General features: G+C 38.8%; 21 protein-coding genes and 1 tRNA gene. 14 read left to right on the top strand and 8 right to left on the bottom strand.

From position 1 onward, the window contains the following. The first annotated feature begins 214 nt into the window (after positions 1-214). Complete coding sequence (locus tag ACE1AT_RS15485; protein ID WP_374869805.1) at positions 215-466, top strand: hypothetical protein; 252 nt, start codon at positions 215-217, stop codon at positions 464-466. Between the two features lie 36 nt (positions 467-502). Then, the gene (locus ACE1AT_RS15490) at positions 503-730 is read left to right on the top strand and encodes a hypothetical protein (RefSeq protein WP_374869807.1); all 228 of its coding nucleotides are present in this window, start codon (positions 503-505) and stop codon (positions 728-730) included. Between the two features lie 50 nt (positions 731-780). On the opposite strand, the gene ACE1AT_RS15495 is transcribed toward ACE1AT_RS15490, so the two are convergent. Then, positions 781-2,928 carry an RtcB family protein gene (locus ACE1AT_RS15495; RefSeq protein ID WP_374869809.1) on the bottom strand — a complete coding sequence of 716 codons (2,148 nt, stop codon included), beginning with the start codon at positions 2,926-2,928 and terminating at the stop codon, positions 781-783. A 259-nt stretch (positions 2,929-3,187) separates the two neighbouring features. Here ACE1AT_RS15495 and ACE1AT_RS15500 point away from each other — a divergent pair, with 259 nt between their 5' ends. From ACE1AT_RS15500 to ACE1AT_RS15515, 4 genes are all read left to right on the top strand, one after another. After that, complete coding sequence (locus ACE1AT_RS15500; protein ID WP_374869811.1) at positions 3,188-4,105, top strand: class I SAM-dependent methyltransferase; 918 nt, start codon at positions 3,188-3,190, stop codon at positions 4,103-4,105. Next, positions 4,102-4,830 (top strand): HAD family hydrolase, encoded by a 729-nt coding sequence (locus tag ACE1AT_RS15505; RefSeq protein ID WP_374869812.1) that lies wholly within the window; start codon positions 4,102-4,104, stop codon positions 4,828-4,830. Before ACE1AT_RS15500 ends, ACE1AT_RS15505 begins: the two co-directional genes overlap by 4 nt. A 41-nt stretch (positions 4,831-4,871) precedes the next feature. After that, positions 4,872-4,944: transfer RNA gene (locus tag ACE1AT_RS15510), tRNA-Ala, on the top strand. Between the two features lie 783 nt (positions 4,945-5,727). After that, a complete protein-coding gene (locus ACE1AT_RS15515; RefSeq protein WP_374869814.1) occupies positions 5,728-6,537 on the top strand; it encodes a prohibitin family protein in 810 nt (269 codons plus the stop codon). Positions 6,538-6,587: 50 nt separating this feature from the next. Here ACE1AT_RS15515 and ACE1AT_RS15520 read toward each other — a convergent pair whose 3' ends face one another. The 4 genes from ACE1AT_RS15520 to ACE1AT_RS15535 form a co-directional block, all read right to left on the bottom strand. Continuing rightward, positions 6,588-7,019, bottom strand: a complete 432-nt coding sequence (locus ACE1AT_RS15520; RefSeq protein WP_374869816.1) for a hypothetical protein — start codon at positions 7,017-7,019, stop codon at positions 6,588-6,590. Positions 7,020-7,217: 198 nt separating this feature from the next. Then, entirely contained in the window at positions 7,218-7,760 is a 543-nt protein-coding gene (locus tag ACE1AT_RS15525) for a DUF1634 domain-containing protein (RefSeq protein ID WP_374869818.1), read from the bottom strand. An 86-nt stretch (positions 7,761-7,846) separates the two neighbouring features. Then, positions 7,847-8,683 carry a sulfite exporter TauE/SafE family protein gene (locus tag ACE1AT_RS15530; protein ID WP_374869820.1) on the bottom strand — a complete coding sequence of 279 codons (837 nt, stop codon included), beginning with the start codon at positions 8,681-8,683 and terminating at the stop codon, positions 7,847-7,849. 71 nt (positions 8,684-8,754) lie between these two features. Then, positions 8,755-9,426 carry a cadmium resistance transporter gene (locus tag ACE1AT_RS15535; protein ID WP_374869822.1) on the bottom strand — a complete coding sequence of 224 codons (672 nt, stop codon included), beginning with the start codon at positions 9,424-9,426 and terminating at the stop codon, positions 8,755-8,757. A 685-nt stretch (positions 9,427-10,111) separates the two neighbouring features. Between ACE1AT_RS15535 and ACE1AT_RS15540 the strand changes: the two genes are divergently transcribed. The 3 genes from ACE1AT_RS15540 (at position 10,112) to ACE1AT_RS15550 (ending at position 12,483) form a co-directional block, all read left to right on the top strand. After that, positions 10,112-10,750, top strand: coding sequence for a hypothetical protein (locus ACE1AT_RS15540; protein WP_374869824.1), 639 nt, complete (start codon positions 10,112-10,114; stop codon positions 10,748-10,750). Between the two features lie 385 nt (positions 10,751-11,135). After that, positions 11,136-11,813: a cadmium resistance transporter gene (locus ACE1AT_RS15545; RefSeq protein WP_374869826.1), complete on the top strand. Its 678-nt coding sequence runs from the start codon at positions 11,136-11,138 to the stop codon at positions 11,811-11,813. Between the two features lie 76 nt (positions 11,814-11,889). Continuing rightward, entirely contained in the window at positions 11,890-12,483 is a 594-nt protein-coding gene (locus ACE1AT_RS15550) for a pentapeptide repeat-containing protein (RefSeq protein ID WP_374869828.1), read from the top strand. Between the two features lie 99 nt (positions 12,484-12,582). On the opposite strand, the gene ACE1AT_RS15555 is transcribed toward ACE1AT_RS15550, so the two are convergent. Continuing rightward, on the bottom strand, positions 12,583-13,377 hold the full coding sequence (locus tag ACE1AT_RS15555; protein ID WP_374869830.1) for a phosphatase PAP2 family protein: 795 nt from the start codon (positions 13,375-13,377) through the stop codon (positions 12,583-12,585). A gap of 366 nt (positions 13,378-13,743) precedes the next feature. Here ACE1AT_RS15555 and ACE1AT_RS15560 point away from each other — a divergent pair, with 366 nt between their 5' ends. Both ACE1AT_RS15560 and ACE1AT_RS15565 read left to right on the top strand, forming a co-directional pair. Beyond that, a complete protein-coding gene (locus ACE1AT_RS15560; RefSeq protein ID WP_374869832.1) occupies positions 13,744-14,535 on the top strand; it encodes a sulfite exporter TauE/SafE family protein in 792 nt (263 codons plus the stop codon). A 215-nt stretch (positions 14,536-14,750) separates the two neighbouring features. Then, complete coding sequence (locus ACE1AT_RS15565) at positions 14,751-15,428, top strand: cadmium resistance transporter (protein ID WP_374869834.1); 678 nt, start codon at positions 14,751-14,753, stop codon at positions 15,426-15,428. A 24-nt stretch (positions 15,429-15,452) separates the two neighbouring features. Here ACE1AT_RS15565 and ACE1AT_RS15570 read toward each other — a convergent pair whose 3' ends face one another. Next, a complete protein-coding gene (locus ACE1AT_RS15570) occupies positions 15,453-16,388 on the bottom strand; it encodes a LysR family transcriptional regulator (protein WP_374869836.1) in 936 nt (311 codons plus the stop codon). A 437-nt stretch (positions 16,389-16,825) separates the two neighbouring features. Between ACE1AT_RS15570 and ACE1AT_RS15575 the strand changes: the two genes are divergently transcribed. From ACE1AT_RS15575 to ACE1AT_RS15585, 3 genes are all read left to right on the top strand, one after another. Continuing rightward, positions 16,826-17,581, top strand: coding sequence for a cadmium resistance transporter (locus ACE1AT_RS15575; RefSeq protein WP_374869838.1), 756 nt, complete (start codon positions 16,826-16,828; stop codon positions 17,579-17,581). A 118-nt stretch (positions 17,582-17,699) separates the two neighbouring features. Beyond that, positions 17,700-18,326, top strand: a complete 627-nt coding sequence (locus ACE1AT_RS15580) for a hypothetical protein (RefSeq protein WP_374869840.1) — start codon at positions 17,700-17,702, stop codon at positions 18,324-18,326. Between the two features lie 431 nt (positions 18,327-18,757). Next, positions 18,758-19,186, top strand: coding sequence for a YidH family protein (locus tag ACE1AT_RS15585; RefSeq protein WP_374869842.1), 429 nt, complete (start codon positions 18,758-18,760; stop codon positions 19,184-19,186). A gap of 33 nt (positions 19,187-19,219) precedes the next feature. On the opposite strand, the gene ACE1AT_RS15590 is transcribed toward ACE1AT_RS15585, so the two are convergent. Next, a complete protein-coding gene (locus ACE1AT_RS15590) occupies positions 19,220-19,657 on the bottom strand; it encodes an RrF2 family transcriptional regulator (protein ID WP_374869844.1) in 438 nt (145 codons plus the stop codon). Between the last annotated feature and the right edge of the window lie 83 nt (positions 19,658-19,740).

Below are 19,740 nucleotides of genomic sequence, written 5' to 3' on the forward strand. Positions count from 1 at the left end.
AAAGAGGAGTTTTTCAAAAAGGACATTATGTAGGTTGGGTGGAACGGAGTGTAACCCAACATTAACCAGACTATAATGTTGGGTTTCGCTGTCGCTACACCCAACCTACAAAACTACAGTTCTCAAAGTAGACGTGGTTTAGTTACCTGTTGCCAAAATTTCTACCACAACTTAATAGCTACTCAGTAATTATTTAGCTTATAGGAGACCAACGATGTTAGGTAAAGATTGCCATCATGATTGCAATCAAAGCAATTGTCCTTTTGCGAAAGATGCTCATAACGCTAATAGATATGTCTGCCTAAAATGTGGTATTGAACGCAATATAGATCATACATTTGGTTCGTTCTGGCTAGTTGTGTTGGCTGTATTGATTGTATTCCTACTGTTAACTCAAAAAAATCAACAAAACGAACCACAGGAACAACAACAGAATTTATTAGAGTTTACCAATTTAGACAGTTAATTCTCAATATTTGTTCATCCATGCAGGATAAAATTTATGACTACCAATCAGTACACACTTTTATTTAGACTAGTGTCTAAATTCCTGAAATACTTTTTATTAACCTTATTTGGTTTTGCGATCGCCTACACTTTATCTACTAGTTTGGGTATTTTTGATATTGTTCCAATACTTCTGTTTTTACTGCAACGTCTGCTTCTTCCCTTGGGAATTATTCTGTTGTGTTTAATTGTCATAACTGTGCTTTGGGAATCTTTGCGTTAAAAATATAAAAAACCCGATTCTCACAGAAATCGGGTTTTCAATTCACTGATTTAACCTTTCACACAAACAACTTGTTTGAGTGTAGCTACAACTTCTACTAAATCTGCTTGGTTTGCCATTACTTGTTCGATAGGCTTATACGCACCAGGAATTTCATCCAAAACACCTGTATCTTTGCGACATTCTACACCCTTTGTCTGCTCGATTAAATCATCAAGAGTATAAACATTTTTTGCCTTATTTCTTGATAATAAACGTCCAGCACCGTGGCTACAAGAACAGAAACTATTAGCACAACCTTTACCTTTGACAATAAAAGATTTTGCTCCCATCGAACCAGGGATAATACCATAATCTTCTGTTTGGGCGCGAACTGCACCTTTGCGAGTTACATATACTTCCTCACCAAAATGTAATTCTTTTTCAGCATAGTTATGATGGCAATTTACCTCTAATAAAGGTTTTGTCGCCTTCCCACCCGCTAGATGCTTTTCGATAATGCGTTTGAAACGCACCATCATCACATCGCGGTTAAAACGTGCATATTCTTGCGCCCACTGTAAATCATGCCAATAGGATTTAAATTCTCGTGTATTAGCGACAAAATAAGCTAAATCTGGATCAGGTAATTTATTTCCTGCCATTTTTGCTAATTCTTTAGCTGTACTAATGTGAGACTGCGCCAACATATTGCCAATATTACGCGAACCAGAATGCAGCATTAACCAAACTTGGTTCTCTGTATCGAGACAAACTTCTACAAAGTGATTTCCGCCACCGAGAGAACCCATTTGTCGCATTGCTTTTTCTTGTAAGTTTTGTACTCCTGGATGTAAGTCTTTAAATTCTCGCCAATTTTGCCAATTAGTTACAGATTTTTCAACTTCTTTATTCTCGTTGAAACCTGTAGGAATTGCGGCTTCAATATCCAGGCGAATTTTCTTGAGTTTTCCTTCTAATTGTTCTCCTTGAAAGGGTGTTTTGATAGCAGCCATCCCGCAGTTATGTACGAATACACCAGCTTGTAATGCAAAGTTGTTATATCCTGGTACAGTTAAACAATACACATCTTGGGTGTAGTCTAAGGGAATTACAGCTACAACTTTATGATTACATTGATGTTCTTTACGACGATGGTTATGTAGTCCAATTGGTGTTTTAACTTCTGCTCCACAGATTTCACAAGTATAGTGTCTGTTAGCAATTTCTTTTGATTTATTTCTACCTTTTTCGCTTTGATTATAAGCAACCAAGTACTGTTTACCACGTACGCCATTACCTGCGACAGCTTGTTTAAAATGTTCTGGTTGCTGCTGCATGTAATTAAGGATATTTACTGTTCCTCGGTCGGCATAATATTTGTATCCTTCAGAAGTTTTAGCTTTATTCGCAAGTGCAGCAATTCGCTTTTGTTCAAACTCAGGAGATTGCCAGTATTGATTGCGTTCAACTATACTCCGATGGTAGGCAGAATGATCTCTGTTGCCCATAAATTCCAGATTTTCTGGTCGATTATCTGATTCATTAAAATTTCGATGATGAATTACTGTTTTTTGATCATCAAACTTAGGAATTTTACCAAGTAAACCAGAACGTGCAATTATCCAATGGGCTTTTTGCCATCTACCTGAGTAGGGTTGAGCGATTAGAGTATAACCATCTTTGTCAATTTTTGAATAAAATGGCATCAAAGATGTTTGAGGATGAAGATTTTGTGCTTCTTCATAGCTGCCATCTCGCAACATAAATTGATGGTCTGGAGTCGAGATAATTTCTTCGCCATTATCCAAAATTAATTTTAATAAAGATGCATTTTTTCTAGTTAATTTAGCAGTTGCTGTTGCTGCCATAATTCTACCTGTGGGAGTGCAGGCATAAACAATAAATTCCTGATTCTGTTCTGCTAAATCTCTAATTTCATATGATTTGCCATCAACTAAAGGAATTAATGTCTCGCCAACAAAACAACCAATATCAACACCAACAGCCGCAGGAATAATTGCTTCTTTGGTTGCAATCACAGAACCAACTAAGGCACCTTTTCCTAAGTGAACATCTGGCATTAATGCCACGTGTTTAAATACAAATGGTAGTGAAGCCACATTTTTTGCCATCTTGGTTTCTTCTGAACCCAAGGAATGATTTGCCCAAGATAAAACTGGGGATGCTGTGGAGATTTCTAACTCTTCGTAAGGCATATTTTTTCAAAATTAATCGCTAGTATTTGCTTGGTAATTGTTGACAAAAGATAATAAGTAACAAAAATAACTCATCATAACTTTTGAAATCATAGATCGCTACCTTTGGCAGGTAGTTGCTTGGTAATACATTTGTAGTATGCAACAATCTAAATGTCAATCTGATTGAAACCTGCTTTGACAAAAATATATTAAAATTTGTAAATAAAATGAATGTTATAGATACACCTTCAAAAGCTCATCAAATCTCAAAAATCCTATGGCAGTTCGTAATAACACAATCTGGGAGCGCTTTTTATCACCTGTAGTACGTCTTTTCATCAATGAAGAAGAGTTACAGCGTTATGCTAAGAGTGTGGATTGGGATAAAGAAAGCGATCGCTTTCGACGCGCTGATGTGACAATCCCTACTTACTATAGTAGCCAAAATTTCCACGGCATAGAAGGCGGATATCTCAACTCTGGTGCGGTGGTTAGCTACGATGCTGTTACTCAATACGTTTTACCACCGAACGAAACTTGGATACGTCAGGCTTTGATTGATGCGATCAAAGTTGTGCCGCAACGGATCATAGACTTAGGTTGTGGTACAGGTTCGACAACATTAATGCTCAAGCAGGCTTTTCCTGACGCCGAAGTTATTGGTTTAGATTTATCTCCTTACATGTTAGTCAGGGCTGCTCATAAAGCCGAAAGTGCTAATTTGCATATACATTGGCGACATGGAAATGCGGAAAATACGAAATTACCAAGTAGCTCTTTTGACTTAGTGACAGCGAGTTTGTTGTTTCATGAGACACCAGCAGCAATTTCTGAGGCGATTCTGCGTGAAGCATTTCGCTTATTACGCGTTGGTGGACAAGTGGTAATCTTAGATGGGAACCAGAAGACCCTACGTCAAACAGAATGGCTTAATGATGTATTTGAAGAACCTTATATTCGTGAGTATGCAAATGGTAGTGTGGATGCATGGATGGGTGCAGCAGGATTTGCAGCAGTACAAACTCAGGATGTGTGGTGGACAAATCAGGTGACTAGTGGTGTTAGACCAATTTCCACAACAGAAGAAACTGTGCAAACACGAGGGCGACACTACACTCCAACTTCACCAGATAGCATACTGGATAATAACGATTTACAGGGTTTTCCATCTCCAGCTTTTGATACAACGCCATGACTTTAAAGGCAGTTCTATTTGATTTTAATGGCGTCATCATTGATGATGAGTCCATCCACCTACAACTGATTGATGAGATTTTGATTCAAGAAAATCTCCAACCTCAACGCCGCGATGAACGCCAAGCTTCTCTAGGTCGAAGCGATCGCGCCTGTTTTCAGGATTTACTAACTCGTCGCGGTAGAATTATGAGTGAACAATACTTAACTCAACTGCTGACAAAAAAGGCACAGTTATATGCACTGGAAATAGAAAAACTCGAAAAATTGCCTTTGTATCCGGGTTTGGATGACTTGATCTTTCAAGTGCGATCGCGCAACTTAAACTTAGCGTTAGTCAGTGGTGCAATTCGTCAAGAAATTGAACTCGTTCTAGAACGTGCCAAACTCACTGAATACTTTCCTGTGATTGTCGCTGGCGATGACATCACCACAAGTAAACCAGAACCTGATGGTTACTTATTAGCAGTAGAACGCCTCAACCAAGCATATCCAACGTTGAATTTACAACCACGTGAGTGTTTGGCGATTGAAGATACCCCAGCTGGTATCCAAGCAGCAAAACGCGCTGGTATGCAAGTTGTAGGTATAGCAAATACTTACCCCTTCCATATGCTCCAGCGTCTAGCAAATTGGACTGTAGATTATCTCACTGATTTAGAACTAGAACGTGTGCAGGAAGTGTATTTACAAAAACAGTGTCAACCAACCGCAGGTGAGTGTTAACATAGGAAATTGTTGGTTGTTAGTGGAACAAACAACCTATCGGGGAATTAGCTCAGTTGGTAGAGCGCTGCGATCGCACCGCAGAGGTCAGGGGTTCGAGTCTCCTATTCTCCATTCCAAGCTTAATAAATAACTGCCTTAATATAAGTTTTATTTGAGGCTACCTCATTGAGATGTCTATTAAATAATTATTGTCATTCACATTACCCTAAGTATCTGTAATTGCTGACTGCTGCATTGCAACTTACTTGTGCGGCAGTCAGCGATCGCTATTTGAATAAAAGTGCTTTTTAGATAGGGGCAAAACAGCTAACCTGGGCATGGCGAGAATGGTTGATTTGGTGATAGAGCGCACATCAGGATTAGACAGCAGCTCATTCATAAGGAAAGCGATCACGTTTTTTGATTTCGAGGAGAGTGCGATCGCAAGTTCAATTATCTTGAAGATAATTATCTGTTTTTCGTGACCATTATTAGTAGTTATTTAGAGGATGTTTGAAAAGTTTTGGGCGAATATAATTCGCTACTACAAAAGCACGACGTGTAGCGGCTTCTCGTAGAGTAAGGAAGTCCACCTTCGTGGAATAATGAAAAAGTAAATATAAATATATTAACCCGCGCAGGCAGGTTTTGCCTGTGTATCCGCGACTAGAAGTCGCCAGGGCTAGTAATAAATTAGACTTTACAAACATCCTCTTAAATTACTGACAGAAAAAACTTACTAAAGTTGAAAAATGATTAATGCGAAGTTGTTTTTGATCGTATTATTTGCTCGGAAGTTACTACTGGACTGGCTTCTATTCCAAACAAGACTAACTATGGCAACTTCGTATAGTATTATAATACACGGTAAATCCATGTGTTTATCATAAATATAATAAAAATTTTTAAACAAATATGAAAAAAATCAAACTAATGAATAATGCTGGTAAATTCACTGCCATTTTATTTTTAATTACAATTCTTTTGACACCTTTTGTAATTATCAATGCAGGAGAACGTGGTGTATTAATGAAATTTGGCAAAGTACAAGAAATAGTATTAGGTGAAGGGATACATGTCATTATACCAATCGTCAATACGGTCAAAAAAATCAGTGTAAGAGTTCAAAAACAGCAAATAGCAGCGGAAGCTTATTCTAAAGATTTGCAGGATGTTTTTACAGAGGTAGCACTTAACTGGCACATTTTACCAGAAGAAGTAAATTTAATTTTTCAAGATATTGGTGCTGAAAAAGAAGTGATTGAGAAAATCATTAATCCAGCAGTAGAAGAAGTTTTAAAAGCTGTTATCGCAAAGTACACAGCAGAAGAAGTAGTCACTAAGCGAGGAGAAGTTAAATTAGGAGTAGATGAAGCCCTGACAAAAAGATTGCATGATTATTATATTGCCGTTGATGATATTTCACTAGTTCATGTCAATTTTTCAGACAAATTTAGTGAGGCAGTAGAGGCAAAACAAATTGCAGAACAGGAGGCAAAACGAGCAGAATTTATTGCACTCAAGGCAGAGAAACAAGCAGAGGCTAAAGTGAATTTAGCTAAAGGAGAAGCTGAAGTCAATAGATTATTACATCAGAGTTTGACTCCGGAAATATTAGAAAGACAAGCGATAGAAAAATGGAATGGCAAATTACCTTTGATTGTGGGTAGGGATGTACCAAGATTTTTTAATATCAGCGAGTTTTTGAAATTGTCTGAAAAATAAAACAACAACCCCGAATTCTCTAAAAATCGGGGTTCTGTATCTGAAATTTGCTAGCTGTTAGAGACAAGATTGGGTGTATCAATAATTTTAAATTGAATTAATAATAGGATTAGCAAAGTATACACAGTTGAAGAAACTAAACCTGTTAATAATTCTTTCTTAAAGTTGCGTTCTTGGGGTTGTTTTTGGAAAACATCGATCGCACCTGCTTGCATCAAGATAATACCAATAATATTAGATAGCCAATAGCCCATAATGGCACAAGGCATAAATAATTTAGGGACGAAAAGACTACAAATATATCCGAAAAAATAAGCAATTGGTAAGTTAAATACTAGATCGTTCCACCAACACAATGGTGAAAGTAAATATCCAATGACTAAAAAAAATCCACCTCTGATTTTTTGCAAAACAGTTTTAGGCAAGTTAACTGTGGCTATTTGTGATAACTGTTCTTCGTTGGTTTTCTCAAGATTTAGCATAAAATACAGTAACTCTATCAGTCTACAGTATTTTAATCTGAAAAATAAAAAAAGTCTAGAGTCAAACAAGAGTTTGAGTCTAGCAAAGACAAGAATTTTGTTATCTTCAGATGTTTTATCTAGGCTTTAGTGTATTAACATATACATTTTATTTAGCTAAGGTAAAAGGTGTTACAAGAGCGATCGCGCAAATATAAGCTAGTAGTAAGCTCCGACAAGGCTATAAATTAAAGCAGTCAATACTAATGTAGTAATCGTCACGTAAATCCAGTTGCGTTGTTTGACAAAGACTAATAGAGAAACCACCACCCGCAAAATTGGTGTCGCTATCAGCAGTAAAAGTCCCAGTTGAATTATGCCACGGCGACTACCAGACAAAACTGCAACCGCAACACCAGTGGGAGAACGAAATTCGGATGGTTCTCCGTGAAAAAATTGATATTGTGCGGGTTCAGCCCCGTGGTGTAACAAATACAGTATGCCACCAAACAACACCACACTACTGGCAAACAAAACACCATATTTCAGCAGATGACTCAGTAAAATATCGAGTAGCTGTGAATTTTGTAATATCTGCGTTTTTTGATTTTCAGGGTTAACCTTTGTGTCTGTAGTTTCAAGACTTGGTTTGGCTAATGCATCTATGTCAGAATTGGCATTTTGTGGCTGCAATGGTAAGGTAAAAGATTGACTCTCTGAGTGTGTGAAGGTTGACCACTGGTTAGAATTTAATTTAAACATACTCAATTCCAATTGCAATTGAAAGCGTGCAGTCTGCCAAGTTGCTTGTCAACACTGCTTTTTTGAAATTTTGAAGTTTGAATTGTTTACATTCCTCCAGCGAGATTTTGATAAACCATCTTCACAGCCATTGACACCAACACCAAGCTGAAGACAATTCTTAATATCTGCGTTTTCGCACCAACTAGAACTCTTGCCCCTAAAAATGCACCAGGCAATATTCCCAACATCACTGGCATAGATAACCCTGGATCAATGTAACCACGGGCGAGATAAACTCCTGCTGATGCTGCGGCGGTAACACCAATCATAAAATTGCTTGTGGTAGTCGAAACTTTGAACGGAATACGCATAATTTGATCCATTGCCAAGACTTTAAACGCTCCCGAACCAATTCCCAGTAACCCAGAGATTACACCAGCAAATAACATCACAATAAATCCAGCTGGCACTGAATGCACTTGATAAGATATCACACCTTCAGGTGTAGGGTAAGTGCTGTTGAGTTGAAGATAATCAGCGAGGGGATCGCTTGTGTCGTTTTCTGGATTTTCTAGCTTGGGTTGTCCTGAAAGATAAGCAGAGTAAAGCAGGACAATTGCTAGGACAATAGTTAATGCTTTGACAGAAACGAATGTTGCAATTAAAGCACCAGCAATCGCGCCAATAGTTGTTGCAACTTCTAAAAACATTCCCAAGCGTAAATTCGCAAAGCCTTTTTTAATATAAGTTGAGGCTGCACCAGCACTTGTAGCGATGACAGAAACGAGTGAAGCTCCTACAGCATAGCGAATATCAACACCGAATACAGAAGTTAACAAGGGGACAATAATGACTCCTCCCCCTAACCCTGTCAGTGCGCCGACAAAGCCAGCGCTGAAAGATCCCAGCCAAACTAATAAAGAAAACTCCAGGATGTTCAAATTTCATACCTCTTTAGTCAATAGTCAATGGTCATTTGTCATTTGTTACTCTCCGCGTCTGGTGCGTCTCCCTATAGCAGCAATGATACGGAGATAGCAAATTCACCATTAAATAGATTAAGTAGAGTGAGAGTACCACTTTTGATGATAATAAAAGCTCCTAATCCTATTAAGACAAAAGGCATGAAGTTGTTGCCATAACGAGTCAAAAGTTCTGCGATCGCTTGTTGATGTGTTAGTTTATATGCTGTGTAGCACAACACACCCACAAGTGTGAAAAATACACCCAGAATTGCTAACAAGCTCTCCCAGGTAGTACTAGCAAACAAAGGCACATAAATACTAATGTTGTCTATACCATTAGCAACAGTGATAGCAGCCACACTGTAGGTTTGGAGATTAATAAACTTTGCAAACAGCGATGTTTGAGACTGTGGTTTTTCTGTTTCCGTAGCATCTAACTCGTTGTCTTCCCGATCAAATAAACACTTAATGCCTATGGCAATGGGTAATACACCAGACAGTCCAATCCAGGCCTGCGGTAGAAATAAGCCACCAAAAAAACCAGGCAAACTTGCAATCACCAAAATTGCAAAACCTAAATATTGCCCTGCAATAATGTGCCAATGGCGAAAAGTTGCGTTTACTTGTGAGAAAAACAGCGTCAAGATCACGATATCGTCTATATTTGTGGCACTAAAGGCCGCCACCCCTGTAGAAATTGCAGTGATGAATCCGGTCATAGGATTTTAGATTGTGGATTATAGAGCCGAGCCAGTGTGCCGATCAGGGAAATCACAGAAGCGTCTACAGCATGACAAAATGAAATTCATCCCGCATGTATGCAACGCTAGAAATTTATATAGTATAGATAAAATTTCATCTATCTATTTTTAAATGTGCAAATAGCTTATTTTATTTTTCACTAAAAAGTAAATACTACTTCAAGTATTTTCCATAATCTATAAGTTGATTGCAAGTATTTTTTAGGTTTTATTAATAATTTATAATGTCCACTAAGTGTATCGTTTTGCTCAAATTTATTTATATCAAAATTAACACGAAATATCAAAGTTTTCCTACTTGTTATTATGGTTATAAATAATACCCTACTCGCAAGTAGTGTTTGTGATGTTCAGGTTGCGATTGAAGCATAAAAGCGAATACAGGATTTGTATATACATTGCTCATATCAGTATTAGTCAGAAATAAGTTAATGTATCAAAATGAATTTTATAAGTAACGTTGTCAAATCAAGTGTGAAATAGTAAAGTGAGACATGAATTGAAGAGCGAGAAAATTGCTGCATAATTTTTTGTTAAATTTTCAACACAATTACATATTCAAGTGTTGACAAATAAATTTACACAATCATAAACTGCTATTTAGTTATAGGGGAAAAATAAAATAAAAGGACTGAAATGTCTTTTGCTAATAATAGTCTTATTAGCTAATTTCGTATTTGCTTCACCTGCATTTGCTGACGCTCCGAAATTTAGCAAAAACCCTGACTATATCGCACTAAAAAAAGAACTAAGCCAACTACAAAAAGCCAAAGAAAAACAAGCGCAAATCGAGGGTTATACAACTGAACAAATTGAGCAGAAAATCAATGAGTTAGAGTTTCAAAAATATGCTTTGGAATCGGGTATTGTTTGGGGACAGTGCCGCAATGAAACAGGCAAAACTCTGGCTATCTACGGTCCAGAACCGAATCTGGAAGATGATGATGATGAATATTCCTCTGGTGCAGTACTATACTTTTTAGCGAATGGTCAGACGACTCAAGATAACTGGGACTGCAAAGGTGTTTATTTACCCAGTGATGTCAATGCTGTAGCTATTGGTTCAGATGGACAAAACCAAGAATTAGGTGGTGGTGTGGTTGTCAAAGTTCCCAACGGCACAAAGGTCGTCTTTAAGACCAATCCTGATACAGAAGTCATTGAATTCAACACAGCTGGAACAAAAACCCTTAAACCTGGTGAAGTTAACTGGTACATTCCTAATGTTTCCCAAACATTTATTGATGCTCGCGTCACCAATGCACCTACCAATCAGGGTTAAAGATTGGGTAGGAGTGAGTAAACCTTCTACAAAAGTCAGCCCTAGAATGAATTTTGGGCTGATCATTTAAACCAGCTTACTTATCTCTTTCTTTATTGTTCAATTATTCATCACTTTTATTTATCGTTTTAAAAAAAAATAAGATTTGCTTCTATTTAGTTGAAAACCATAAGATTGTCATACACGACCAAAGTTTTTTGCAAAAGAAAAAATCATCAATTGGATTGGTGGCGATCGCCTCCAAAAATTTCAACACTGGAAAATTGACTATGGCTATTGAATATTGACTCAAGTACAGTATTTTTTGGCTGACCCTAGACAAAACCTTTTTCAGAAACAGAGAAAGATTAGGAAAAACAGTATTGATTCATTGTGAGCAACGGACATGAGTTGGCTAATTAGTACATTAATTATGGGAATTTCTGTCGCTTTTGCAACTACCTTCGACGACAACATATACTTGACAGCTTTCTTTGGCAAAGTTAATCGCACCTTTCGTCCCAAGCATATTATTCTTGGTGAATTTGTTGGATTTTCTGTGCTAGTATTTGCTAGTCTTCCTGGTTTCTTAGGTGGTCTAGTTATTCCAGCTACCTGGATTGGATTACTAGGTTTCCTTCCTGTCATCATTGGTATCAGTCATCTCATGACTAGAGAAGATGAGGAAGAAACAGTGCAAAATGTGTCAGTTAATTTCACTCCTTCTAATAGACATAGACACCACAAAAAATCACTCTTGGCAACTCTACGCGATCCTCAAACCTACCGCGTTTCCGCTGTCACCATCGCCAATGGAGGAAACAATATTGGTATCTACGTGCCGTTGTTTGCTAGTAGTAATCTTCCCAGTTTGGGGGTTATTTTGTGCGTTTGCTATTTGACTGTTGGGTTGTGGTGTTTCCTCTCTTATAACATGACTAGTAATCCTCTGATGGCTCCGGTTCTTGCTCGATATGCTCGGAAAGTCTTCCCGTTTGTCTTAATCTGGTTGGGAATCTCTATTCTGATGAAGAGTGAATCTTACCGACTTTTACCTAGTGTTGCAATGCTTTTTAATTCTTAAGAAACATAGGGAGAAACATAGGGAACAGGGAACATGCTCTTGGTTTAACCACAAATAGTGATTTAAGGAGAAACTGATGAATAAACCAAATTCCAAAAAATTAACTCACTGGATTTTAACTGCTGTATTTCTAGTATTTGTAGTAGGATTTTCTCTACTTAATCAGCCTAATGCCCTAGCTCAATCACAAACCCTATCCGTACCTAGCGAATCCACATCTGCACCAGTAATATCTCCAACAGCATCGACCATAGAGTCTGTAACAGCAAACGTTAGACGCTTATTAGAAACCAATGAATGTGTAGGGTGTAATCTGAGTGGAGCAGTCCTAAAGGACACAAACTTGCAAGCGGCAAACTTGGAGGGTGCCAACTTGCAAAATGCAGACTTAGAGAGGGCAAACTTACAGCAAACAAACTTGCTAGGAGCAAACTTGCAGGGAGCAGATTTAGGTAAGGCAAACATAGCAGGAGCAAATCTAGAGAAAGCAAACCTATTTAATGCAGACCTAGAGAAAGCAAACCTGTTAGGAACAAACCTGCTAGGGGCAAACCTACAAAAGGCAGACTTAGAGAAGACCAATCTAACATCTGCAAAGATAGAGGGGGCAAACTTGCGCTTCGCTGATTTGGAAGATGCAATAATACCCCCAGGAATAACGATTCAGTAATTAAAAGTGCCTAGTTATATCGGTAATAGCGGGCCGAACCCGTGAATAATTCACAATCATTATGTAGGGGCGCAGTATGCTGCGCCCCTACTGTGTAGTTTATTCTTCACCCAGTAACTGCTGTTCTTCAGGAAGCAATTTCGTTTCACTCACTGGTTTTTCGCTGTCAATACTTGTCGAGTCTGCATAAGGCCTAATAATCAAACTCACGCCAATTGCCCAAGCGATCGCAACCATCCAACCTGCAATAATATCACTGGGAAAATGAACTCCCAAATACAGCCGTGTCCAGCCAATCGCTAATACATACAAGCTACCCAACATCGCTACCAACCAGCACCAAGCACTACCCCAGGTCAGAACTACCAAAATGGCAATCAATGTCATACTAGTCATGGCATGACCACTGGGGAATGAATAAGTAAACTCTGGTGTCACTGAGTCCCAGAGATGCGGACGGACTCTGTGCCAAAATTCCTTGGCTGTGTGGTTGATAATTGCACTACCAGCAGCGGTAATAATTAAATAAGTGAGCGATCGCCACCGACGTTGCAGTATTAGAATGAGTGCGATCGCACTTAGGATGGGTAATACAGTCCTAAACGAACCCAGTTTTGTAAACATCGCCGCCAATGTATCTAACTTTGGCTGTGCTACAGAGTGAATTGTTACCAGAATTGGCAAATCCCAAGGAAAGCCACTCGTATTTTGCTGCACCTCTAATCCCAACAGTCCAAAAATTTGTAGTGGTAAATATACACCCACGAACAATAGCAACAGAGAAGGCCAATGGGTAATCAATAGTTTTTGCACAAACCCTACAGGCGACTTTGACTTTTGCGGCGATATTGCTGTGAGTTGATTTTCATCATTGACTTTTTCTGACTCTGCCATATCAAATACAGTATTCTGCTAGGACTAATGTAGATTTTGTTCTTAAAATACAGCAATATAGCTAGATCGTATACTCTCAAAATGTAGATATAAGCTGCTACGCAGCTTCCAGAAAGAATCTGGTTTTAATACTAAGCGTAACTTTATACAAAGATTTTGTATCAGCCCATACGACCCCTAGACTTTTGGAGTTTTTTTAGTTTAAAATACGGTAAATCAATCAAGTTTTAGTATTTTCAGAAATGTCAAAGCAGTTGGTAGAAAGTTTAAGTTGTACAAAACGCTCTGCACAACAGCGTTACGACCAATCCTTTAGTTTCAACTAAACTAAACCGCATTCGCAAAACCCCGGTAAAGGACAGGAGTATGGACTTTGTATTATTGCCCCTCTTCAGCTTTTTAGTTGGCATTGTTGTTGGTTTGACAGGAATTGGTGGCGCTTCCCTTATCACTCCCATGCTGATTTTCGTTTTTCAAGTTCCACCTGCGGTAGCAGTCAGTTCTGACGTTGTTGCTGCTACGCTCATGAAAGTCGTTGGCAGCATCAAGCACTGGCAGCAACAAACCCTAGATGTAGAAGTAGTGAAATGGTTAGCTTTGGGAAGTGTTCCTGGTTCATTGTTCGGGGTAGGAATATTGCACCTAATTAGACAGACTGGAGAGGATAACCTGAACAATATCATGCTTCACTTGCTGGGTATTGCGATTCTGTTGGTTACAGTTTTGGCGTTGCTGCAAATGCTGTTGTTGACCTTCTTCCCAAAATTGCAATTACCTGAACTGCCCAAATTTGACTTAAAAACTAAATTAGGGCGCTTGCAGACGATAAGTATAGGAGCATTTTTAGGCTGTATAGTCGGTCTGACTAGCGTTGCTTCCGGTTCAATGTTTGCCTTAGTGCTGATTGCATTTTTCCGCCTAGATGCACGGAAATTAGTCGGTACAGATATTTCCCAAGCAGCAATTCTATTGTTATTTACCGCGCTTGGACACCTCACCTTGGGAACAGTTGATTGGAGTCTGGTATTACCGATATGGCTAGGCTCAGTACCAGGGGTATTACTGGGTGCTAAAATCTGTCAAATCGCACCGCAAAAACCATTGCGGTTTATTATTTACTCTATATTAATGATGGTCAGTTTGAAGTTAGTTTATTAAGTTGTCGTGCAAAATAAATTAATGTACCTCTTTCATATATGATGTACAAACCCAAGCCAACTAAGAGGGTTCGTAGTCAGCAGCAAGCGTGCTTAAATGAGGACTAAAGTCCTTACTACAAACCTATCAAAATGAGTGTGGTGGAGTAGTAGGATTGTCAGGAATTATGATTATCCAGTCAGACATTCTCAGCAAATCAATCAGGATATACCGGCATGAGTGAGTTAATTACTACACTCTTAATTGGGTTTTCAGCCTTTGTTGCAACTAATATTGATGATATCGTCATTTTATTATTGCTTTTTTCTCAACTAGATTCTAGCTTTCGGTGTCGGGACATTGTTGCTGGTCAATATCTTGGTTTTACAGCGCTAGTGATTGCCAGTCTTCCTGGTTTGTTTGGTGGATTAGTCATACCAACAAATTGGATCGGCTTATTAGGATTAATACCAATTGCTATGGGGATCAATAATTTGATCAATCGCGAAGAAGATTTATCTGATGAAATTGCAATCACAACAGATGAATATCAAGACTCAAATATTGCTAGTTTGATCAATGCAAAAATTTACAGTGTTGCCGCTATCACTATTGCTAATGGTAGTGATAATATCAGTGTTTATGTGCCGTTATTTGCGAGTAGTAATGTCGGTAATTTTTTGATAATTATTGGAGTTTTTTTTGTACTGATAGCAGTTTGGTGCTATTTAGCTTATAAATTAACTTCTCAAACAAGTATTGCGAATATATTAAGTCAATATGGTAACTCTATCTTGCCTTTTGTATTGATAGGGTTAGGTGGGTTTATTGTTCTAAAAACAGAAACTTTGAGCCTTATAAAGTTGCTGGGTAGTTGTATTTGCTTAGTGATTCTGCTGAAAAAGGATAGTTGAATTGCACTCATCGGATCGAGAAATTTAATAAACTTGTACAGGCTCCTGCATCGCAAGCTTTTCAAAAGCCATCATTACCTGTGTTTGAAAACGTTGACGGTGTTTTAGCTTCCAAACAGGTTGAACAATTTCCAACTTTTTACCCGGCGATTTTTGCGGATCGATAATCTGCACAGCGTGTAATGTCCCCAGCATCACTTCTTTTGTAACCATAGATTCGGGAATAGCAGCCGCGCCAACACCCCTTTCTACTACTACTTTCACCATTTCGCTGGTGTTGAGATACAGAACAACATCCAGGTTGCTAGTTTCAATTCCCCAACTTTGCAAAGCTCCCTCAAACATCTGCTGTGCGCCGGAACCAGATTCACGCATTACCCAACTAGTGGTGAGCAATTCTTCGAGATAAATTTCAGTTAGCTGGAACCAAGGGTGAGATTTACCAACGACAATTTGTAGGCGATCGCTCCCTACAATTTCTTTCTCCAATGAGTTCTGCAACGCAGGTTTGATATCCCCTGTGACAAAACCTAGATCGTACATTCCTACAGCAGTTCCCTCACAAATTTCTTCTGCATTCCCCAGCGTACAATTGATAAAAATACCAGGATACTGCTGTTTAAAGTCGCTAATTTTTTCGGGTAGCCAATAGTTACCAATAGTGAGACTCGCGCCTAACTTCAACTCTCCCCGTTGCAAATTGTTTAATTCCTTCAAACCGCGTTCAGTTAAATCTACTTGGTCGAGAATTTTCTGTGCTTCACCCTGCAATAACTTACCAGCATCTGTAATTTCAATATGGCGCCCAATGCGATGAAATAACTTTACCCCGTACTCTGTTTCCAAACTTTGAATTGCAGCACTCACTGCTGGTTGGGTGATATAAAGCGCTTCCGCAGCGCGGGTAAAATGCAGCATTTCCGCTACAGCTAAAAAAATTCGCAACTGCTCTAGCGTCATTTTGGCTATTTACAAATTGGTGAGTGTTTTGACTAGGATAGAGTTATTATACGGTAAAACAGGCGAAAAACTGTAGATTAATGAAAGATTCATAAAAGACGCGCGTTACGAACCGCCACCCGCCGCCAATGGGTAATAGGTAATGGGCCAATTACCCATTACCTATTACCTAATATCAATAAATTCCATCTATGAATTTGACAAAAAAGACTGTTTGCTTTCAATAGTGGGGAGCCATAAAGTAAAACTAATGATTGCTTCTTCCCTAGAAGATAAACACAACTAAACCATTCAAAATCAGAAATTTTCAGCCTCACGCAGAGGAAGACATTTGCGTGGGTGGTTTTCTGGAGATAAGAAAAGTATACGTCAGGCGGAGGTGCAAAGGAAGAAAAAAATCACTATTACACCAGTATCACCATAACGGAGACATATAAATGAGCGGATTGCTAACTGCCATTCCCACTGGACTAACTGCCTTTGCTGCAACTAATCTTGATGATATTGTTATCCTGTCACTGCTTTTCTCACAAGTAAGTGTGTGCTTGCGGCGTCGCCACATTGTTATCGGTCAGTATCTTGGTTTTAGTGCGTTGGTGGTTGCAAGTTTACCCGGCTTTTTCGGCAAACTTATCTTACCGGAATCCTGGATTGGTTTACTTGGTGTAGTTCCAATCATCATTGGTATCAGTCGCCTACTACATCTAGATACTGAAGATACGGAGACTGATACCCAAACTTCAGATTCTCCTCAATCTTGGTTATGCAGTTTGCTTTCTCCCCAAAGCTATGGAGTTGCAGCAGTAACAATTGCTAACGGTGGCGACAATATCGGGATTTATATGCCATTGTTTGCTACTACGACTTGGGATAGCTTGCTGATCATTTTAGGGGTGTTCTTCTCGATGGTAGGTGTGTGGTGTTATACCGCCTACTACTTAACCAAGATCAGTGCGATCGCTTCTGTGATTACTCGCTACGGTAATTCTCTGGTTCCCTTTATCTTAATAGGATTGGGTGTTTCCATTTTGACGGAAAGCCATACTCTAGAAGCCCCTATCTTAGCTATTATCAGCTGTGTAATTATTGGTTCTTATCTGTTAATTATAGGCAGGAATACATGGCGAGAAATGTACGGATTTTTTTTAGGCTCACCTGAACCTAAAGTATTAGCTCGAACTGATCCTAAATAAATTTACATTGGCTAGAAGCTGCATCAATAGATAGAGGAAAAAATGGTTACATATCACCTTAGATTAAGGTAGTTAGTAATTAGTCAAAAAGACCTGTAAACTTGATAAGGAGAAACATATGAAACTCTTTAAAATCAACTTTGTCAAAATCACTCTTGTTTGCTTGTTAGTGCTGGTGAATTTTGTAATGATTGCTCAACCATCCTGGGCAAGTAAAAAATATACATCCGATCCGGATTACATAGAAATCACTAAAGCCTTAGAATCTGCATTACAGGACAAACAAACCCAAGGTGCTACACCAGAGCTTCAGCAAAAGATTTCTAATTTGCAATTCCAGAAATATATCATTGAAAATAGTGAAGAATCTTGTGGAATTTGTCGCAATGAAACAGGAAAGACACTATTAGTCTATGGTCAAAAACCGAAAAAATCTAGCTCTACCTACGACAATCAATTGTATCTGTTACCCAATGGTGCAGAAACTGATGACGAATGGGATTGTCAAGGTGTTTATATCCCTGGTCAAACCGCTACAGAAGGGCAGGAAGCCACACCTGCTCAGGCTTTTAAGATTGTGCATGGAACTCGGTTAGTTGCTACAAGCAATCCCCAAACCGGCGAAATAGAATTCAATCTCCCGCCGGCAAAAATTTTCCAATCTGGCGAAGCCAACTGGTTTATTCCTGATAATTTACAAGCTGCACTCGATGCTAGAGTTACCCCTGCAAAAATTAATGATTAAGTAACCAGCGTTGATTGAAGGCGGCTACTCAGAAAAAATAACATTTAAAAGGTAATAGACACTCTTGCAATCGGGGAATCTCCACCGCCTCCATTCCCCCTAACCCCCAATTTGAGGGAATGGGGGCTGGGGGTTAGGGGAAAGCTTGTATCGATGATTCGGGTAGGATTCTACCACTTTTGCCTATTGCCTGCCCGAAGTTTAAATTTGATTTTAGAGTTTTTCTATACTAAATTACCTATACAACAAATCCAAAAGTTTGTGAACTGACAGACGTTCGTCTACGATTTATAAAAATTTTTATTTACTAGATTTTCATAAATCTCATTTATTAAATATCTGAAATTAAAGACAGTTATTTTCAAGATTTTCATGCGAAAATATGAATTAAATATTAAATTTTTAAAATGTCACTTATAGATATAAATTCTATGAAGATAGAGGCAGAAAAGATAGAGGCACAGAAGTCAGAGAAATCACAAAAATACAGATCAGATCGAGTACGGGATCATTTGGCGAATGAACGTACTTATCTAGCATGGATGCGGAGTGGTATTGCACTCATGGGTTTTGGTGTTTTGATTGTGCGTCTGCGTATCCTCCGTCCTCCCCTAGCACCACAACCTCCTGGTAATGGTTGGAAGTTGGGTTTAGCATTCGCTTTGGTAGGCGTGTTGACAGTAATGCTGTCAACTCAGCACTATTTTGCGGTTCGTCGAGATATTGACGAGGAAACCTATCAACCACCGGATCGTTGGATTATTCTTGCGAGTCTAGCAGTCATTCTTCTTGGTGTAGGAGTTATCTATTATGTCTTCACAGTTCCTCTAGATTATTTGCAGACTTTTGTGCTGGATTAAAGCAGGTGTAGGTTTGTGCGCGATCTATTCTAGCTAAATGTAATACATCTGATTTTGCTGTAAGCGTTGCTCTCTTTGTTCATACAGGTCTTGAATAGTGTAGCGGTTCAAAGCCTCTTGCGTTGCTTGGTCGGCTTGTTGCCAAATTTCCTGTATCAAGGTTTTTTCCAAAGTATTTTCTGGTGGGTTTTCTCTTTGTTTTTGCTCTCCTTCTAGCATGACCACAACCTCTAACAATGTAATCCGCCAGGGTTCACGCATCAAAAGAAATCCACCTCTAGAACCACGTTGGCTCTGCACTATACCCGCACGCCGCAGACTAGTAAGAATTTGTTCTAGATAACGCTCTGGTATGGGTTGCTTGGCGGTGATTTCACCCATAGTTAGAGGAGTTTTGTGAGTATAGTGGTTTGCGAGTTCTAACAAAGCCAATAGCGCATATTCCACCTTGGCAGATAGATCCAAGAGCATACAATTTTGACTCTTTAAGTTTTTAATCATTATACTACGGTTAATCGATAGGCTTATTGCAATTTATGCGAGATATTTTTAGA

It is taken from the genome of Pelatocladus sp. BLCC-F211, from assembly GCF_041928655.1.
GTDB lineage: Bacteria > Cyanobacteriota > Cyanobacteriia > Cyanobacteriales > Nostocaceae > Pelatocladus.

What these genes read in the sequence shown, in the direction of transcription:
- ACE1AT_RS15485 (WP_374869805.1), top strand. Translation starts at nt 215, where the DNA reads ATGTTAGGTAAAGATTGCCATCATGATTGCAATCAAAGCAATTGTCCT.
- ACE1AT_RS15490 (WP_374869807.1), top strand. Translation starts at nt 503, where the DNA reads ATGACTACCAATCAGTACACACTTTTATTTAGACTAGTGTCTAAATTC.
- ACE1AT_RS15495 (WP_374869809.1), bottom strand. Translation starts at nt 2,928, where the DNA reads ATGCCTTACGAAGAGTTAGAAATCTCCACAGCATCCCCAGTTTTATCT.
- ACE1AT_RS15500 (WP_374869811.1), top strand. Translation starts at nt 3,188, where the DNA reads ATGGCAGTTCGTAATAACACAATCTGGGAGCGCTTTTTATCACCTGTA.
- ACE1AT_RS15505 (WP_374869812.1), top strand. Translation starts at nt 4,102, where the DNA reads ATGACTTTAAAGGCAGTTCTATTTGATTTTAATGGCGTCATCATTGAT.
- ACE1AT_RS15515 (WP_374869814.1), top strand. Translation starts at nt 5,728, where the DNA reads ATGAAAAAAATCAAACTAATGAATAATGCTGGTAAATTCACTGCCATT.
- ACE1AT_RS15520 (WP_374869816.1), bottom strand. Translation starts at nt 7,019, where the DNA reads ATGCTAAATCTTGAGAAAACCAACGAAGAACAGTTATCACAAATAGCC.
- ACE1AT_RS15525 (WP_374869818.1), bottom strand. Translation starts at nt 7,760, where the DNA reads ATGTTTAAATTAAATTCTAACCAGTGGTCAACCTTCACACACTCAGAG.
- ACE1AT_RS15535 (WP_374869822.1), bottom strand. Translation starts at nt 9,426, where the DNA reads ATGACCGGATTCATCACTGCAATTTCTACAGGGGTGGCGGCCTTTAGT.
- ACE1AT_RS15545 (WP_374869826.1), top strand. Translation starts at nt 11,136, where the DNA reads ATGAGTTGGCTAATTAGTACATTAATTATGGGAATTTCTGTCGCTTTT.
- ACE1AT_RS15550 (WP_374869828.1), top strand. Translation starts at nt 11,890, where the DNA reads ATGAATAAACCAAATTCCAAAAAATTAACTCACTGGATTTTAACTGCT.
- ACE1AT_RS15555 (WP_374869830.1), bottom strand. Translation starts at nt 13,377, where the DNA reads ATGGCAGAGTCAGAAAAAGTCAATGATGAAAATCAACTCACAGCAATA.
- ACE1AT_RS15560 (WP_374869832.1), top strand. Translation starts at nt 13,744, where the DNA reads ATGGACTTTGTATTATTGCCCCTCTTCAGCTTTTTAGTTGGCATTGTT.
- ACE1AT_RS15565 (WP_374869834.1), top strand. Translation starts at nt 14,751, where the DNA reads ATGAGTGAGTTAATTACTACACTCTTAATTGGGTTTTCAGCCTTTGTT.
- ACE1AT_RS15570 (WP_374869836.1), bottom strand. Translation starts at nt 16,388, where the DNA reads ATGACGCTAGAGCAGTTGCGAATTTTTTTAGCTGTAGCGGAAATGCTG.
- ACE1AT_RS15575 (WP_374869838.1), top strand. Translation starts at nt 16,826, where the DNA reads ATGAGCGGATTGCTAACTGCCATTCCCACTGGACTAACTGCCTTTGCT.
- ACE1AT_RS15580 (WP_374869840.1), top strand. Translation starts at nt 17,700, where the DNA reads ATGAAACTCTTTAAAATCAACTTTGTCAAAATCACTCTTGTTTGCTTG.
- ACE1AT_RS15585 (WP_374869842.1), top strand. Translation starts at nt 18,758, where the DNA reads ATGAAGATAGAGGCAGAAAAGATAGAGGCACAGAAGTCAGAGAAATCA.
- ACE1AT_RS15590 (WP_374869844.1), bottom strand. Translation starts at nt 19,657, where the DNA reads ATGCTCTTGGATCTATCTGCCAAGGTGGAATATGCGCTATTGGCTTTG.